This window comes from Candidatus Poribacteria bacterium (assembly GCA_009839745.1).
Classification (GTDB): domain Bacteria; phylum Poribacteria; class WGA-4E; order WGA-4E; family WGA-3G; genus WGA-3G.
The window spans coordinates 1-16,400 of the sequence record VXPE01000053.1 but is presented as its reverse complement, the minus strand read 5'-3'; the positions used below and the strand labels follow the sequence as shown (position 1 = coordinate 16,400).

Annotated in this window: 11 protein-coding genes and 1 pseudogene; 9 read left to right on the top strand and 3 right to left on the bottom strand. The window is 49.7% G+C overall.

The window, feature by feature from the left end; all coding sequences use genetic code 11:
- Window positions 1–2: 2 nt before the first annotated feature.
- The 5 genes from F4X88_08985 (at window position 3) to F4X88_08965 (ending at window position 9,685) form a co-directional block, all read left to right on the top strand.
- Window positions 3–1,415 carry a PDZ domain-containing protein gene (locus F4X88_08985; GenBank protein MYA56415.1) on the top strand — a complete coding sequence of 471 codons (1,413 nt, stop codon included), beginning with the start codon at window positions 3–5 and terminating at the stop codon, window positions 1,413–1,415.
- A 155-nt stretch (window positions 1,416–1,570) separates the two neighbouring features.
- A complete protein-coding gene (locus F4X88_08980) occupies window positions 1,571–2,287 on the top strand; it encodes a tetratricopeptide repeat protein (GenBank protein ID MYA56414.1) in 717 nt (238 codons plus the stop codon).
- A 70-nt stretch (window positions 2,288–2,357) separates the two neighbouring features.
- Window positions 2,358–6,008, top strand: a complete 3,651-nt coding sequence (locus tag F4X88_08975; GenBank protein MYA56413.1) for an AAA family ATPase — start codon at window positions 2,358–2,360, stop codon at window positions 6,006–6,008.
- A 186-nt stretch (window positions 6,009–6,194) separates the two neighbouring features.
- Entirely contained in the window at window positions 6,195–7,055 is an 861-nt protein-coding gene (locus F4X88_08970; GenBank protein ID MYA56412.1) for a TIM barrel protein, read from the top strand.
- Window positions 7,056–7,159: 104 nt separating this feature from the next.
- Complete coding sequence (locus F4X88_08965) at window positions 7,160–9,685, top strand: hypothetical protein (protein ID MYA56411.1); 2,526 nt, start codon at window positions 7,160–7,162, stop codon at window positions 9,683–9,685.
- On the opposite strand, the gene lpxK is transcribed toward F4X88_08965, so the two are convergent.
- From lpxK to F4X88_08950, 3 genes are all read right to left on the bottom strand, one after another.
- The gene (gene lpxK / locus F4X88_08960; GenBank protein MYA56410.1) at window positions 9,682–10,980 is read right to left on the bottom strand and encodes a tetraacyldisaccharide 4'-kinase; all 1,299 of its coding nucleotides are present in this window, start codon (window positions 10,978–10,980) and stop codon (window positions 9,682–9,684) included. The genes F4X88_08965 and lpxK overlap by 4 nt on opposite strands.
- 89 nt (window positions 10,981–11,069) lie before the next feature.
- On the bottom strand, window positions 11,070–12,317 hold the full coding sequence (gene lpxB, locus F4X88_08955; GenBank protein MYA56409.1) for a lipid-A-disaccharide synthase: 1,248 nt from the start codon (window positions 12,315–12,317) through the stop codon (window positions 11,070–11,072).
- 65 nt (window positions 12,318–12,382) lie between these two features.
- Window positions 12,383–13,426, bottom strand: coding sequence for an N-acetyl-gamma-glutamyl-phosphate reductase (locus F4X88_08950; protein MYA56408.1), 1,044 nt, complete (start codon window positions 13,424–13,426; stop codon window positions 12,383–12,385).
- Between the two features lie 420 nt (window positions 13,427–13,846).
- Here F4X88_08950 and F4X88_08945 point away from each other — a divergent pair, with 420 nt between their 5' ends.
- From F4X88_08945 to F4X88_08930, 4 genes and pseudogenes are all read left to right on the top strand, one after another.
- Window positions 13,847–14,596 carry a fumarylacetoacetate hydrolase family protein gene (locus F4X88_08945; protein MYA56407.1) on the top strand — a complete coding sequence of 250 codons (750 nt, stop codon included), beginning with the start codon at window positions 13,847–13,849 and terminating at the stop codon, window positions 14,594–14,596.
- A gap of 63 nt (window positions 14,597–14,659) precedes the next feature.
- On the top strand, window positions 14,660–15,949 hold the full coding sequence (locus F4X88_08940; GenBank protein ID MYA56406.1) for a DUF2088 domain-containing protein: 1,290 nt from the start codon (window positions 14,660–14,662) through the stop codon (window positions 15,947–15,949).
- Between the two features lie 30 nt (window positions 15,950–15,979).
- Window positions 15,980–16,198, top strand: coding sequence for a type II toxin-antitoxin system HicB family antitoxin (locus F4X88_08935; GenBank protein ID MYA56405.1), 219 nt, complete (start codon window positions 15,980–15,982; stop codon window positions 16,196–16,198).
- Window positions 16,198–16,323 (top strand): annotated as a pseudogene (locus tag F4X88_08930) (type II toxin-antitoxin system HicA family toxin). Before F4X88_08935 ends, F4X88_08930 begins: the two are co-directional and overlap by 1 nt.
- Window positions 16,324–16,400: the final 77 nt, after the last annotated feature.

The following is a 16,400-nucleotide window of genomic DNA, read 5'->3' as shown; positions in this document are numbered from 1 at the left end:
TTATGGACACTACACATTATCCAATTAAACTCTCAATCTTCATTTCAATACTTGTAGGCGCACTTTGGAGCAGCGCCTATAGTGCGGGGACACACAAAGAAGCGGCACAAAGTGCTGTTACAATATCACGGCGCACCGCAATTGTCACAGCAGTCGCGAAGGCGAGTCCCGCGGTTGTCAATATCAGTGCCACCCGGAGCGTTGAAACGCGGACCTCCTTTGACGAATGGTTCTGGGGCGAGATTACCCTTCCGCGCAGACGCGCCTTACGAGAGGTCGGTTCCGGCGTTATCGTTGATCAGAAGGGACACATCCTGACGAACTATCACGTCATCAGAGATGCCGACAAAATTACCGTCACCATCTCTGATGGACGGGAATTTGAGGCACAGATTGTCGGATACGACCCTTTCTCAGACCTTGCCCTCTTAGAGGTTGAAACAGACGGGGTATCTCTACCAGAAATTCAGTGGGGCAATTCAGATACCCTTCTGATCGGTGAATGGGTCGTCGCAATCGGAAATCCGTTCGGTTTGTCCCTCGGCGACGCGCAACCCACGGTCACAGCTGGTATTGTGAGTGCGACACAGCGCATACTCACCGTGGAAGACCTGTATCATGAAGATCTGATTCAAACGGACGCTTCCATCAATCCGGGCAACAGTGGTGGCGCATTGGTGAACATTCACGGTGAACTTATCGGTATAAACACCGTCATCCGTTCAACGAGTGGCGGGTCACAAGGGGTCGGTTTTGCGATTCCAGTGAATAAGGCGAGGCGGGTTGTCCAACAGATTACGAAGTACGGGAGCGTTATTCCCCCCTACTTCGACGTGGAGGTTCAGCCTGTAACTGAAGAGTTAGCAGAAAAGCTGTCAATGTCGCGCAACATAGGGGTCTTGGTGTCGGAAATAGGGAAACGCAGCCCGATTACTGATACGGGCATTAAACGGGGAGATGTCATTGTCGCCATTTCAGGACAACGGATAAAGGACGAACAAGACTTTAACGCACGCACGCGTCTGCTTCCACTCAATCAACCTGTTCAGTGCGAGTTCATCCGCCGTGGGAAAAAGCGGCAGACTGAATTCACACTGAAAACCCTACAATGGAATTATGCCCCCCCTGGATGGGGTATAGCACTTGCCCAACCTGATAAGGCGATGGCACAGAAATACGGGCAGCGCGGCGTTATTGTCACACACGTCGAGAAAAACAGTGGATTGGCGGACGCACTGGAACGTGGGGACCTTATCTACCAAATTGACGATACCGCAATTCATTCACTTGAAATTTTCAAAATTGTTGATGACCATATCCGTACCCAAAGTAGGACGCAAGTCTATTTTGAACGAGACGGGGTCTATCAAGCCGTTCCCGTCACTTTTTTTAATAGAAACAATCGGCGGAGATAAGTGTTTTATAGTTAACAGTTTTCAGTTTTCAGTTACAAGAGACTTCAGTTACCCAAAACCCAAATCGCGTAGCCTGCAACAACGGCGCAGGCGGATAACGCAAAGAAACGAGGATATCTTAACGCACCTGACCGAACCGCAAGGGACATTAAAAAATGAAATTGCAACTACCGACACTCATCGCCGTTTGTCTTGCTATCCTGCTCATTGGCGGTATCTACTTCTTCGGCAGAGACAAACCAGAATTGGGAATCGCCGTTAATTTGGAGAGTGAGGAATTCAAGCAACTCAGGACACATGCCACCGATGCGTTCAACGCAGGGAAATATAAACAAGCCATCGAACTTTACAGCGAAGCGTTAAAGATGCGTCCTGAAAACGCTGAAATCTATAACGACCTTGGCACCGTCTACTACGAGCAGGGTCTCAAATACGCTGGACCGAGTTGGCCCTCGTGGGAGAAGGAGTTGAGAGAAGACTCCGTTGATGAAGCAATAGCGGAACTTAAAGTCGCAGTTGACAAAACAGCGTCTGGCACCATTACGTTCAAAACACGAGACGAAGCCATCGCTGACGCCCTTGAACAAGAGGCGGGACAACTCGGCGGAGAGGTATATAGACAGCGTTGGGAAAATGAAACAACGCTTAACATTCTAATTGGACAGACGAAGATCTATCTGCTGCGCGCTCGCGACCATTACATCCGTGCGTTGGATTTAAAACCAACACATAGTGTCGCCTATCGCAACCTCGGTTCATTTTACATGAAGGTAGGCAGAACCGATAAGGCACTTGATTATTATCAAGAGGCATACAAATTGGATCCAAGAGACGCTGAGTTAGAAGAATACCTGAACCAGTTCAGAAAATAACTTTCCCTAACCGGTAGGTGCAGTTTCCTAACCGCACCGGTACTTAAGTGCTTTTGAAGGATACAGCGTCATGCATCACAAACGCTGCCCAAATTGTGGATTCTTGAACCCATCGTTCAAATTTTGCGGTGAATGCGGAACGTCCCTTGAAAGTCCCGCACGTCCACGCCAAATTCCAGCAGTCGATACCGCTGTCATGGAAGATGCACTACCGCATCGGGCAGAACATCGCCAGTTAACCGTCCTTTTCTGTGATATTGTTGACTCCACCGCCTTTTCTGAAAAATTGGATCCCGAAGAACTCCGAAATCTTTTAGAGGTATACCGGACGTGTATCATGGAGGTGGTTTTAGCACAAGATGGACATATCGCACGGTATTTCGGTGATGGTATCCTCGTCTACTTCGGCTACCCAATCGCACACGAAGACGCCGCACACCGCGCCGTCCGAGCCGCGTTGGGCAGCGTCGCCGCCCTTGAGACACTCAACCCGTATCTGCAGGCCTCCTTTGGTGTAGAAATTAGGGTCCGACTGAGTATTGACACAGGACTTGTTGTCGTCTGGCATATATCGGGGGATGCATCGCCTGAGGCGATTGATATCGTCGGTAAAACACCGAATATCGCTGCGAGAATGCAAGCGTTAGCGACACCGAACAGCATTGTCATTGGAGATACAACCCATCAATTGGTTGAAGGCTTTTTTGAAACTGCTGCCCTCGGCACTTTCCCGATCCGTGGTATTTCACAACCCGTGAATGTGTATCAAGTATCCGGTGAAATTCCAGCCCAAAGCCGATTGGATATTGCCAGTGAAAGTGGATTGACCCCCTTAATCGGACGGGCGCGCGAGGTTGAATCGCTCAAACACAGATGGGCACAGGTGCTCGCATCTAAAGGGCAGGCACTGCTGATTGAGGGCGAAGCCGGCATCGGAAAGTCAAGATGTCTGCAAGTCATTCAAGAGCACGTTGAGAATCATCCAGAAGCGGTGACTATGGAATGCAGGTGCTCTCCGTATTACCAGAATAGTCCGCTCTATCCTATTCTTTCGCTGTTCCAAGAGCACGTTGTGCAGTTCTCAAGCACGGATACCGCACAGACGCGTCTTGACAAACTTGAAAATTTACTGCGCGACTACAGGATCCCGACCGTGAGAGATGATGCAGCGTCCCCTTCAAATTTTGATGGTGAAGCACAGGAGCACGCGCCAGAGACGCTGCCACTTCTCGCCGAACTATTGGAGATACCTCTTGAGGTACAACAACAAACGGGAACCGGTGTAGGGGCTCGTCCATACAGTAGACCTGTTGAACAGGACACATATCCATCGGGTTGGGGACGCAGACAGCGCCGACAGCAGACTTTGGAAGTCCTCGTTCAAGTGCTACTGAAGATGGCTGAACAGAAACCGATACTTTTTGTCGTTGAAGATCTGCACTGGATTGACCCGTCCAGCATAGAGTTTCTTACACTCTTGATTACACGGATCGAAAATGCTCGGATTTTCGCAGTTTTGTCCTGTCGCACCGGGACCCAACGCTTTCGGGAGAGTTCACAGGCTGAGGAAAGCGGTCAGTCTCTACAGGATGAAACCTCCGATAGCGATCTTGAGAGTTCTGTGCTTGATACAGAGATGCTGGAGCAACTGCTACGTCCAGAGTGGACAAATGCGCTGACGTTGGCAGCACTCACGCCTCCACAGGTGGAAGAGATGATTCAACACGTCGCAGGGGACACGGCACTGCCATCGGAGGCACTGACACGGATTGTCGAAATGACCGAGGGTGTCCCTCTATTTGTGGAGGAACTCACCCAGATGATGTTGGAAGGCGATACGTTGACCTCCGACGTGTTCGGTGTAACAGATCCACGCTCTCAAACAATGGAGGTGCCTGTAACGCTACAGGATCTACTGACAGTAAGATTAGACGAACTCGGTCCCGCGAAAGAAATCGTCCAACTCGGCGCAACCCTTGGAAGGGAATGGACCGCAGAACTATTACACGAGGTCGCTTCTGGGCTTTATCCGAGAAATCGTCTTTTCGCGGATTTCGCGACTCTGAAAAGTGAGTTGAACACACTCGTCAGTGCCTACATCCTCAATCAAGACGAAATGGCTGACACTCAACTCCGCTATACATTTCGACATCCACTCCTGCGTGAAACAGCCTATCAATCTTTACTCAGGAGTAGACGGCAGCGGTATCATCAACGAATTGCAGAAGTGTTACAAGGCGATGGCGGTTTCCAACCCGAATTGGTTGCTTATCATTACACTGAGGCAGGTCTGCCTGAAAAAGCGATTGACTATTGGCACCGTGCCGGGCAACGCTCACTTGAACGTTCCGCAAACGTCGAGGGGATTCGCCATATCACACAAGGACTCGCGGCACTTGAGCAACTTTCGGCGGACACCAATCTACGGAAGTTGGCGTCTACCGCTCAGCAAGAATTGGAACTACAGACGATCCTCGGCAGCGCGCTGATTGCAACAAAAGGATATGCCGCTCCGGAAGTTGAGGGTGCCTATACGCGAGCGAGAGAGCTCTTGGAAACCCTTGAAAGTCAGGAATCGATCTTAGGAAAGGATGCCGATACTTCGCTTGATCGCGTAAAGGACCTCCGTTTTCCCATTCTGTTTGGATTATGGCTCTCTCATCTCGTGCGCGGACGCTTCCTCTCCGCACATGAACTTGGTGAACAGTGCTTTGTAATTGCCAAGCAAGCCGAAGACGCTGCCTTTGAGGTCGAAGCACATCGAGCCCTCGGCGCGACCCTTTACTATTTAAGTGAATTCAAAGAGGCGTTGGCACATCTTGAAGCAGGAATTGAACTGTATCAACCGCAGCAACACCCGGTCCCAACATTTCTACACTTCGTAGCGGATCCCGGGACGACCCTGCTAGCGTATTCTGCCCCCCTCTTATGGTGTCTTGGCTATCCGTTGCAAGCAGAAGAACGCCTTGTCGAAGCCGCGAAGATCGGGGAGGATAGAAACCATCCTTTTAGTGACGCTGTCTTGCTCCACTTTAAAGCCGTGCTTTATCAACATAAAAACGAAGTCGAGATGGTGGAGACCACCGCAACGCAAATGCTGCGGATATGTCAAGAACACGGATTTTCCCTGTGGGAAGCCGCCGCAACAGTGATGAAAGGCTGGGCACTCACAGAGTTGAATCGTTCGGAAGCGGGCATCGCGATGATACGTAAGGGCATTGCGGCATGGGAAAAAACACGAGCCGAACTACTGCTGCCGCTCTTTCTCACGCTGCTCGCACAAGCATATCAACGCGCAGGACAGTATACATTAGCCTTACAAACACTTGATTCTGCCTTGAGCGTCGTCACACGAACGGGTGAGCGTGCCTATGATGCGGAACTCACTCGTCGGAAAGGCGAACTCTGTTTTGTCCTCGGTAAAGAGCCCGAGGCGGTTGGTGAGAGGGAATTCGGGGTTACAAACCCCTCCTACAACACTTTTGAGAAGGCTGAATCCTATTTTCAGGAGGCATTAGCAATAGCACGCCGACAAGGCGCAAAATCTTGGGAACTCCGAGCCGCTCTCAGTCTGAGCGAATTGTGGTGCACGCAAGACCGTTACCGGGAGGCGTACAATTTACTGAGACCGATATACGTATGGTTTTCAGAAGGTTTTGAGACGAAAGATCTCCAGCACGCAAAGCACCTATTGGAAAAGCTGCAGGTGGCATTAAAGTAGCTGCGTTTGAAATGACGAACCAAAACGGATAGCCTGCAACAATACGCAGAAATACGCAGAAATACGCAGAAATGCCCAAGCAAAGACCCCTATCAAAAACCCCAAGCAAAAATACGCAGGCGGATATACGCACAGTAACCTTCGTTACCCAATTATCCTAACCGAACCGCAAGGAATAATTAAAATATGAGACTCGGTGTTGTTGGACTCTGTGGGGATTTTCGCACCCTCACATCGGATGAAATCGCAAAAATCAAAGCGTTGGAGTTTACCGGTTTAAGCTTCCATTTCAATAGCGCGGAGATTCCGTCTGTCCCACCAGATGCTGTCCCCCGCTGTGTGCAAATGTTAGAAACCGCGGAACTGGACCTTGTGCAATTCGGCATAACTTATGAAGAGTGCCTTTTCCATCCCGATGCCGATATCCGAAAAGCAGGTATCGCCAGCGTCCAACGTGGCATACCAACGGCTGCCGCACTCAACGCACACCATTATCTATTTCGTGCAGGGAGTCTCAATCCCGACGGGGCCTGGACCTCCCATAGAGATAACCATCTGCCAGCATCGATGGAGCGTCTGATTGACACATTGAAACCGATTGCAGAGCATGCCGAACGACACGAGTTGACCCTTGTTATGGAAACACATGCCGTTTCAATCATGGATTCACCCGAAACATGTCGTGAAGTGGTGGAGCGTGTCGGTTCCGAGAGGCTTCGTATCGTCATGGATTTCGTCAACCACTTCCAAACACTTCGGCAGGTCTATGAGAGCGAAGCACGGCTTAACCACATTTTTGATGTTATGGGACCGGTCGCACCGATGGCACATATTAAAGACATCAGCGTGCAGAACGGTTTAGTGCTCCACCTCAATGAGGAGGTACCCGGTGCGGGTGAATTGGCACTCGGTGTCGCATTAAAACGTTTTGAGGCACTCTACCCGAATGGCTACGGATTGATAGAACATCTTCCCGCAGAGAAAATACCACTCGCGAACGCGAATGTCCGGAGAATCGCCGCCGAAAACGGAGTTCATATTTTTTAAGGGTTGTCAGTCGTCAGTTGTCGGTTAAAAGGCTTTCCTCACCCCTATCCCCTGATTAAGGGGAGTCAAGGGTGAAATCTCTGTAGAAAGAAAATGGAGGCTTGATGATGAAAGGCTTTCTAAATACATTCATATGCCCCTCTTCACCCCGTAGGTATGAAATCTCTATAGGGAGAAGAGCATGCTTCATTCTTGTTTCGATCCTTTTCATATTTCTGCACCCAGCGTTCGGACAAGAATCCAATGTCGTTGAGGAGGTCCAAAAACAGGCACAGAGTTGGTGGTCGAATTCGCAGGTCTACGTCGGTGTCATCCTCCTCGTTTTTATAATCAGTAGCATTGGATATATAATCAGGCTCTTTAAAAAGGATAAACTCCTTAAGAAGCTTCTGAATAAGTACGTCGTTTTTCAGATGAAGGACGGTCGACGGTATCGAGGCACCATGCGGCTGGAATTCACAGGCATGGAGATCATCTCTGAGGAATCCCGGCAGCGCGGACACGCCCCGAGTTACATTTTCACCAATGGTGAGAGTGATGAGGGGATCGTTGCCTATATCCGTTACCACGATTCAATGAATGAGCGTGAACTCAGAGAACGGGCGTGGGAACTTGAGCGCGTCTACCATCCACCCCTTATCTACAAAATTGGGCGAAAAATTCGGAACATGTTTATCGCGCTCAACGAGGCATTGAAAGAAGCCATTAGCATGGCATGGAGCAGTTTCACAAGAGGTGCGAACAAACGTTTAGAGAGGTATGCTAACGCCTATGAAGACACTGGCGGCAACCTCGAAAAAAGGCTCGGCAGCTTGGAAGATGAATCTACAAGTTACTTGGAGCAGGAGAGTTATGAGCGTTTAATCGAACGCCTGATTGGAACGCGCGTCAAAGTCCGAGTCCGTTTCGGTGAACACGCCGCTGAGTACACAGCTATCCTCAAAGATTACAATCAGAAACACATTGCGCTCATGGATGTGAAGGATAAAGACAACAACGGCTACACAGACGAATGGGAATATGAACACGAATTTAAGAAGGATCTCGCAAACCTCAACCGCCGGGACGACCGCGGCTTGCGGTGTCGCGCAGAAGGTGATGAAATCATCTTTGAAAACAATACGCCCTATACCATCCAACTCGGACGCATTCGGTTGACAGAAGACTCACCGAAGTGGGAAAAGAATTATGAGTACAAATACCATATCGGTGCCTTCAGTGTTCAAAGACTTGAGGTCATTCCTGTCATCAAGCGTAATATAGACCCTTTCGAGCGTGTCGCCATTCGAGACAGGCGCGCCATAAACAATTACAAGAAAATTTGGTTCAAGTTTCGCTCCTTCCGCGACGCGGATATCGTTTTCCCGCGCCGTTACTGCACCATCGTTGAAAGCGCAGAGAAATACCAGCCTGAGCTTTTCAGTCTTACCGGCTTGACAGATACTATTTTAGACATGCGTGATACAGAGAACATCGCTATTACCGATAAAGATGGCAATGCCGTCCACGGTATCAACGTCGTTCACGGGTATGTGACGAATATCAATGAGGAACGTATTGATTTAAAGGCAATTGATGCGAGTTATAGCCGAAGATGGAACGTTGAAAACGCGTTTCGCCGTTTTGATAACAAACTCCGCCATGGATTCCCTATCTACAAACGGCTTTTCCCCATAAACCGCGCCCGGATTACAGCGCAGGCTTCCGTCATTGAGCAGATACATAGCAACCCAATTCGACATGCAGCGTTAGCACCGCTTGTTTATCCGCAACCCTGTAACCTCAACACGTCGGAACAGCGAAAACGTAGACGAAAACGGATGCGACATCGAATTGTGAAGGGTATAAATGCTGCAATTTGGAAATCAGGAAACGGGCTTTCCAGAATGCCTGATATAAAACGTTCGGAAGTCCAAATCGCGATGCCGTTTAAACTCATGGCACTGACTGGGAATACATCCACTGTCGAGTTTCCAGTCCTCGAGCGTTTTGAATATGTTCAGGATCACCACATAATTTACAACTCAGTTCAAGATTTGCGAACCGATCGGTTGGCAAAAACCGATATTTTATGGATTGGCAACGGTGAGATTTACAAATCCGGCTACCGATTAAACATAGATACAGAACACCGAATTAAAAATTTCGTCAGCCAAGGTGGGGTCGTCGTCGTTTCCGGGCAAGATGTCAAAGCCAGTGCCAAGCAGCGCCGCGGCACAGGTTGGATTCCAGAACCCCTTACCGGCGTTGAATGTGAAGAGACTTATGAACTCTCTCCGACATCGCAAGGAAAACGCTCACGTATTTTCCAATATCCGAACCCCCTTAATGGGCATCACACCGATCCAGAGACCCAGGATCAACCCTTTATTCAACTGGATGATATGTGGTTGGATCCTCTTGGAAAATGGACATCTCTCGCCAAAATTAACACATCTGCGACGGGGCATCCAAAGAATGGATCTGAAAATGCCTCAGCGCTTTTACTCCTACCCTTTCAGAAAGGGTTATACATTGTCACCAGCTTGAAGAATGAAACGGAGGCAGATGTCCAAATCAACGATAAAATTATGGAAAACCTGCTCCATTTTTCCGTCAAATGGCTCGATCGGCAACGGACCTGGAATTAACTGGCACCCAACAACACATCAGTGAACGCCGCATCGCCTTCCGTAATAACCAACGCCACCGCTAAAACAACGATCGGCAGTTCCCCGTAGGGACTGGATACCCCGGTTTCCCCTACAACGTCCGCTAATTTCTGTTCGTCTTTCTGTGTTGTGACAATCAGATCCGCTCCTGTTTCTTGAAAAGCCGTGTATATATGCTGTTTGTCGGTTTCGGTATAGACATGGTGGTCGGGAAATTCCAATAGTTCCACACGCGCGACGGCACACCGCCTGAGGGTCGCAACAAACGCGTTCGGATTTCCAATGCCACAAACTGCGAGAACCCGTTTTCCCTTGAGTGCTTTTATATCATAGGTATCGGTTCTCGGAGGAATGGTTGTCGGTTCTCGGTTGTCGGTTCTCGGTTGAAAGAGGGGGTTTTTGCTTGGGTGTTTCCTCGCGTTAAACGAAAACCTCTTAGCTGAAAACTGACGACTGAAGGTTTCCTGCACAGCAGGCGCCTCCATGACCAATGGATAGCAGTATATCGGTTGGTGAATGCTTTCCAGGACCAAGGCGTTCGGTGCCAACGATTTTACCAATTTTTTGATATGTGTGGATACGTCAGGAATGTCTGCGTGTGTCAGTAAAATGAGGTCTGCGCGTTTTAGCGCGGAGGGTGGCTCACGTAAGGTTCCCGCGGGTAGCAATTTCTCTGGACTCCCGAACGGGTGTGTCACGGGAATCGTAAGAATATCGACATCCCGTGCAAGCTGCCGATGCTGGAATCCATCATCTAAGAGCAACACATCTACTTTGAAACGCTCAATCGCAACCCGACCTGCCAGATAACGACATTTTCCTACAAGAATCGGAACACCGCTGAGGTATCTCGCCATCATCTGTGCTTCGTCACCGCTTTCTATAGCCGAAGCACACACTTTTTCGCCGTCCGAGACGATCGTCACTTTTTCACGAAGCGGAAGCGAAGACATGAGCCTATAGCTCATTTTTTTGCCTCCACGGCGTTTATACCCGCGCAGCAGAATAGCGACGCGCATCCCCTCTCTTTGAAGATGTTTCGCAATAGCAATGACAGCAGGTGTCTTACCTGTCCCACCGACAACAATGTTCCCGACACTGATGACTCGACACGGCAACCTGCGTGCTTTAATCACGCCGCGAGTATATAAAATATTTCGGAATTGAACACTTGCCGTGTAGAGCCAACGCAATGGCGTTAATAAAAAGCGTAGCGGGGTAGTGAGAATTCTCTGCTGTAGCAAGCCAAGGCCGAAAACGTGTGTGAGTTTCATAGTGAATAAAGTTTGCAAGTGTACTAAAGTTGCGAAGTCTGTAAAGTTGAAAGAGGGTTTCCTAACAACTTTAGGCACTTTAGAACACTTTACAGACTTTTTGCAGTATCTAACACTAATTCCGCCGTCCGTTCAGCGGCACCGGCGGTACCGAGTTGTGCATGCACCGCTTGGAGTGCCTTCCGTTGTATCTCCCGTTTCTCTGGATTCCGCAGGAAATCAAGAGCCAATTCCGTCAAAGCGGACGGTGTTAGTTCTGTCTGTAGGAGCTCCGGGACAATGTCTTGTCCTGCGATAAGGTTAGGAAGTCCACTCCGTTCCAAAGGGGTCAACGACTTGACGATATGCCAGTTAAGCGATGCGGTCCGAAAGACGATGATCATCGGTGTGCCAATACACGCCGCCTCCAGCGTCGCCGTGCCAGAGGTGACCAACAATAGCGTTGATGCCCGCATTGCTGGATACGTTGCGTCTTCCACAATCGTGATGGGTGGAACCTGCAACCCTGATAAATTTTGCGCTTGCTGGTCCTTCGCGATGCGTTCGTGTGAGATTCCGGGGGCTAACGGGAGAACCCACTGGACGTTGGGGTAGACTTGAGCGATATTCGCCGCGGCACTTAGCATAACCGGTAAAATGTGTTGGATTTCGGAACGACGGCTCCCCGGCATCAATCCAATGACAGGTGTATTCTCATCGTCTGTGGGAGGGGTTTTTAACCCCGCTCCCTTTAGATTGAGATGTTCGCGTGCGGCGTGTGAACTGAGGGGGGTTTGTGCGAAATCAACAAGGGGGTGCCCGACAAATTCGGCATTCGCACCTGCATTTCGGTAAAATTCCGCTTCAAACGGGAAAATGGCGGCAACAACGTTAGCCCATTTTGCCAATTTTCGTGCCCGGTTTGCACGCCACGCCCACGCTTTCGGCGGAATGTAATACACGACGGGAACATTGTGTTTCCAGGCGAACTTCGCTAACGGCATGTTAAACTCCGCAAAGTCCACGAGGAGCAGAACGTTGGGGTGTTCCTCACGGATACGCTGTTTCAGACGCGCTTGTTTCCGAAGGAACATCGGTAGGACAGTGATAACATCCGCAAATCCCATCACCGCCGAATCTCGGATATGAAAATCGAGCGACACGGATGCAGTCTCCATCCAGTCTCCGCCCATACCAAAGAGTGTTATATCGGGACACAGTGCCGTGAGTCGACGTGCGACATGAGAAGCGTGCAAGTCACCAGAGGGTTCTCCAGCAACAATCATAATTTTTAAACTATTCAATCTGGTCACCGTTCCACTTCGTTTCCCGGTGGTTCTTCGGTGCAGTCCAACCATCTCTCAATGAAGACTACGTTTTCACTGCCAGGCACGCTGAGGGTTTCCGATAACTGACAGATATTCTACGGCATCATCCCCGGCACCTTCAGCCCGTCAGTCTCTTTGAAGCCGAACATCAGATTGAGGTTCTGCACAACGGCTCCCGCCGCGCCTTTACCGAGGTTGTCAATCGCTGCCATCGCGACGATTCGACGGGTCCGCGCATCCACCTCAAGCCCAACATCGCAATAATTGCTACCGAGAACTGCCTTCGTTTGCGGATATGTACCGGCTGGAAGTACCCGAACGAACGGTTCATTTTTATAGAAATTTGTGTAGATAGCAACGGCTTCCTCTGTGGTGATTTCTTCTGTGAGCTGCATATACACAGTGCTAAGGATACCGCGTGTCATCGGGACAAGGTGGGGTGTGAACGTCACGCGAACGGGTTCAGATGCGACAGCACTCAACTCCTGTTCAATCTCCGGTGTATGCCGATGGACACCGATATTGTAAGCGATAAAATTGGATTCTCGATTCGCGTAGTGCGTGTTTTCACTCGGCTTCGGACCAGCCCCAGAAATGCCCGACTTTGAATCAACGATAATGGAATCTAACGCCACGATCCCGTGCTTCAGGAACGGCATCGCTGCGAGTATGGCACTCGTTGGATAACACCCTGGGTTCGCGACAAGTTGAGCGGAACGAATGCAGTCACGATAGCGTTCCGGCAGTCCGTACACAGACTTAGACATGAGCGATGTACTCGTGTGTTCCACATGATACCAAGCTTCGTAGGTTTCGGCATCTTCTAGTCTATAATCCGCACTGAAATCCACGATGCGTAAGCCTTGTGCTAAAATCTGCGGCACGAAGGACATCGCCACTTTATGCGGAACAGCGAGCACAACGACATCTACTCTATCTTTGAGGGAGTCAATATCTAAGGCTTCAAATTTGGAGGATAGAAACCCGCGGAGATTCGGGAGGACGCTGTCGATACACTGCCCTGCGTAGGTCTCGGACGTGCAGAGTGCTATCTCCAGTTTGCCAGGGTGGTTGACGAGGAAACGCAGCAATTCGCTACCGCTATACCCCGATGCACCGACAATTCCAAGTTTTATCATGTTTTTAATTTACCTTGCGGAGAAACGACGTGCGTTTTATCTATCACGTGCCTTTTTTAAATCCGCCTGCGTGTTTTTGCTTAGGTATTTCTGCGTATTGTTGCAGGCTACAGGTTCCGTTTAAAGTTATAGATTATGTTAGGAATTGTAGCACATTTCGGGCGAAATGTCAAATTATTGCCACCGATAACTCGTCACGAAAAATAAATTGACAGACCACTGTATACGCGATATAATAGCCATCGGTTATCGGCTATCGGCTGTCAGTCAAGAGATATTTAGGGCATCAAAAAATAGTGCAACCGCCACAATCATCCCCTGATGGTTTCCGACTGCTGACGACTCAGACTCTCCCACGCGCTTCAAAACTTTGTATCAGTAGGCGTAGGCGAGTCTGAACTTATAAAAAAGGAGATTACTATGAAATTGGCACGATATGAATTAAATGGAACAATCAGTTACGGCAGTGTCTCAGGAGACAGTCTGAGCGTCCTATCGGGATGCCCGTTCAGTGAATATAGCGAGACAGGAGAAACCGTCGCATTGGCGGATGTCAAACTACTTGCACCCACTACACCCACAAAGGTATTGGCTGTCGGCTTGAACTATCGGAGCCATCTGGACGGTGCTCCAGAACCGCAAAATCCTGAAATCTTTATCAAAACGCCTTCCTGTATCAACGACCCGGAGGGTAACATAGAATTGCCCGATGGCGATGATGACATCCACGCCGAAGGAGAACTCGTGGTCGTCATGAAGGAACAGACCCGAAAAGCAACCCCAGAAGAAGCAGCCGCCAATATTTTGGGCGTAACCTGTGGCAACGATGTCAGTGCACGCACATGGCAGAGCAACGACTTGCAATGGTGGCGTGCCAAAGCATCAGATACTTTCGGTCCCATCGGTCCCGTCATCGTTACTGACCTTGACTATACCGATGCACAATTGGAAACCCGCATCAACGGTGAAGTCGTTCAGAAGCAGACGACTGCCGATCTCATTTTCCCAGTGACAACGGTTGTCAGTTTCATTTCACAGGCGATTACCCTCGAACCGGGGGATGCCATCTTTACCGGCACACCCGGCACAACAACCGCATTGAAAGCCGGTGACATCGTCGAGATTGAAATTGAGGGTATCGGCGTTCTGAAAAACCCCGTCGTAGCGTAGTAATGGCAAAATTGAGGTTATTCCGAGAATTATTCCTGTTTTCAGACAACTGGAACTAACACTATGTCAACTTACATTGCCCACGGTGGACAAGACACCGTTATCACAACAGAAGAGAAACGCGCCCTCCTAAATGAAGCACTCCTCAAATTGGGCGGTATCCCGAAGAAGATATTGGTAATCCCGCCGGATATAACGCGCCTCCACTCAAACGCTGGCGAACTCACCCGACTGCTCTACGAATTATGGGACGCTGGCAACGGCACCATGTTTGATATCCTGCCCGCTATCGGCACGCATGCACCAATGACCGAACCACAGATTGCCGAGATGTATGGCGATCTGCCCAAGGCGACCTACCAGGTCCATCATTGGCGGACTGGGTTACACCACTTCGGTGAAGTGCCATCCGAGTTCGTACAGGAGGTTTCGGGAGGTAAACTCGACTACAGCATTCCTGTTGCCGTGAACCACCGTCTCGTAGGGGCTGGGTCACCCAGTCCCTATGAACTCATTATCTCCGTTGGGCAGGTGATCCCGCACGAAGTCATCGGGATTGCCAACGGATTTAAGAACATCCTCGTCGGTGCGGGTGGCGTTGAAATGATCAATAAATCCCATTTCCTCGGTGCCGTAGACGGGATGGAACGGCTCATGGGACGCACGGATACCTCTGTCAGGAGAGTGCTGAATTACGCACACGCACACTACCTGAAGCAACTCGGTATTGTGTATGTCATGAGCGTCATGGATGCCGATACCTCTGGAGAACGCGTCATGCGTGGTCTTTACGTCGGCGATGATGCACACACGTTTGAGATCGCTGCCGAATTGAGCAGAGCCGTCAATATGACGTTCTTAGACGAACCTTTGGCAAAAGTAGTCGTCTACTTGGATCCGAGGGAGTTTAAAAGCACATGGCTCGGCAACAAGGCGATCTATCGCACACGGATGGCGATGGCGGACGATGGCGAGTTGATTATCATCGCACCCGGACTCCGCGAATTCGGTGAGGACGCTGAAATCGACCGGCTCATCCGAAAGTACGGCTATCGTGGCACACCCGCGACGCTCAACGCTGTTTCAGAAAATCCTGAGTTGCAAGAGAACCTCTCCGCTGCTGCACACCTGATTCACGGCAGTCCCGAAGGCCGTTTCAAGGTCACCTATGCCACCGAACACCTCACCCAAGCCGAAATCGAATCCGTCGGCTACGAGTGGGCACCTGTCAATGAAGTGCTTGCCGAATACAATCCCGCAACGCTTGTTGATGGGTTCAACGAGGGTGGCTTTTTCTACATCAGTGAACCCGGACAGGGCTTGTGGGCACTCCGCTCGCGGTTTAGCGATTAGATAAATTCACATAGAAAAAAGGAAAACAGAATGCAACCCTTTAAGATTATTGTCGAAAAACATACCGATGGTTATGTCGCCTATCCACTGGGATTGAAAGGGGTCGTCATAGGACAAGGCAACACCTACACGGAAAGTGTTGAAGACGTAACTTCGGCAATTCGATTTTATATTGAGACTTTCGGAAAAGAAGAACTCGAAATCGAGGAACCCGCCCTAGACGTTTTTGTAACTGAAGTGAATATCTAATGCCTCGTTTTCCAGTAGATGCCCCAAAAAACAGAGTTATCCGCGCATTAGAGCAATTGGGATACCGTATAATTCGGGAACGGAATCATATTTGTATGGCGCGTGAAAATCCGGATGGAAGTCGAAGTATATTATACCATTTCTGATTGAAAATGCTTCAATAAACGAGCTCTTTGTAGCATAGGAGACCGTTAGCCTGTGC

Bases quoted from the DNA above. Each gene is read 5' to 3' on its own strand.
- F4X88_08935 (MYA56405.1), top strand. From the start codon at position 15,980: ATGCAACCCTTTAAGATTATTGTCGAAAAACATACCGATGGTTATGTC.
- lpxK (MYA56410.1), bottom strand. From the start codon at position 10,980: ATGAAACTCACACACGTTTTCGGCCTTGGCTTGCTACAGCAGAGAATT.
- F4X88_08985 (MYA56415.1), top strand. From the start codon at position 3: ATGGACACTACACATTATCCAATTAAACTCTCAATCTTCATTTCAATA.
- F4X88_08980 (MYA56414.1), top strand. From the start codon at position 1,571: ATGAAATTGCAACTACCGACACTCATCGCCGTTTGTCTTGCTATCCTG.
- F4X88_08950 (MYA56408.1), bottom strand. From the start codon at position 13,426: ATGATAAAACTTGGAATTGTCGGTGCATCGGGGTATAGCGGTAGCGAA.
- F4X88_08945 (MYA56407.1), top strand. From the start codon at position 13,847: ATGAAATTGGCACGATATGAATTAAATGGAACAATCAGTTACGGCAGT.
- F4X88_08975 (MYA56413.1), top strand. From the start codon at position 2,358: ATGCATCACAAACGCTGCCCAAATTGTGGATTCTTGAACCCATCGTTC.
- F4X88_08940 (MYA56406.1), top strand. From the start codon at position 14,660: ATGTCAACTTACATTGCCCACGGTGGACAAGACACCGTTATCACAACA.
- F4X88_08965 (MYA56411.1), top strand. From the start codon at position 7,160: ATGATGAAAGGCTTTCTAAATACATTCATATGCCCCTCTTCACCCCGT.
- F4X88_08970 (MYA56412.1), top strand. From the start codon at position 6,195: ATGAGACTCGGTGTTGTTGGACTCTGTGGGGATTTTCGCACCCTCACA.
- lpxB (MYA56409.1), bottom strand. From the start codon at position 12,317: ATGGTTGGACTGCACCGAAGAACCACCGGGAAACGAAGTGGAACGGTG.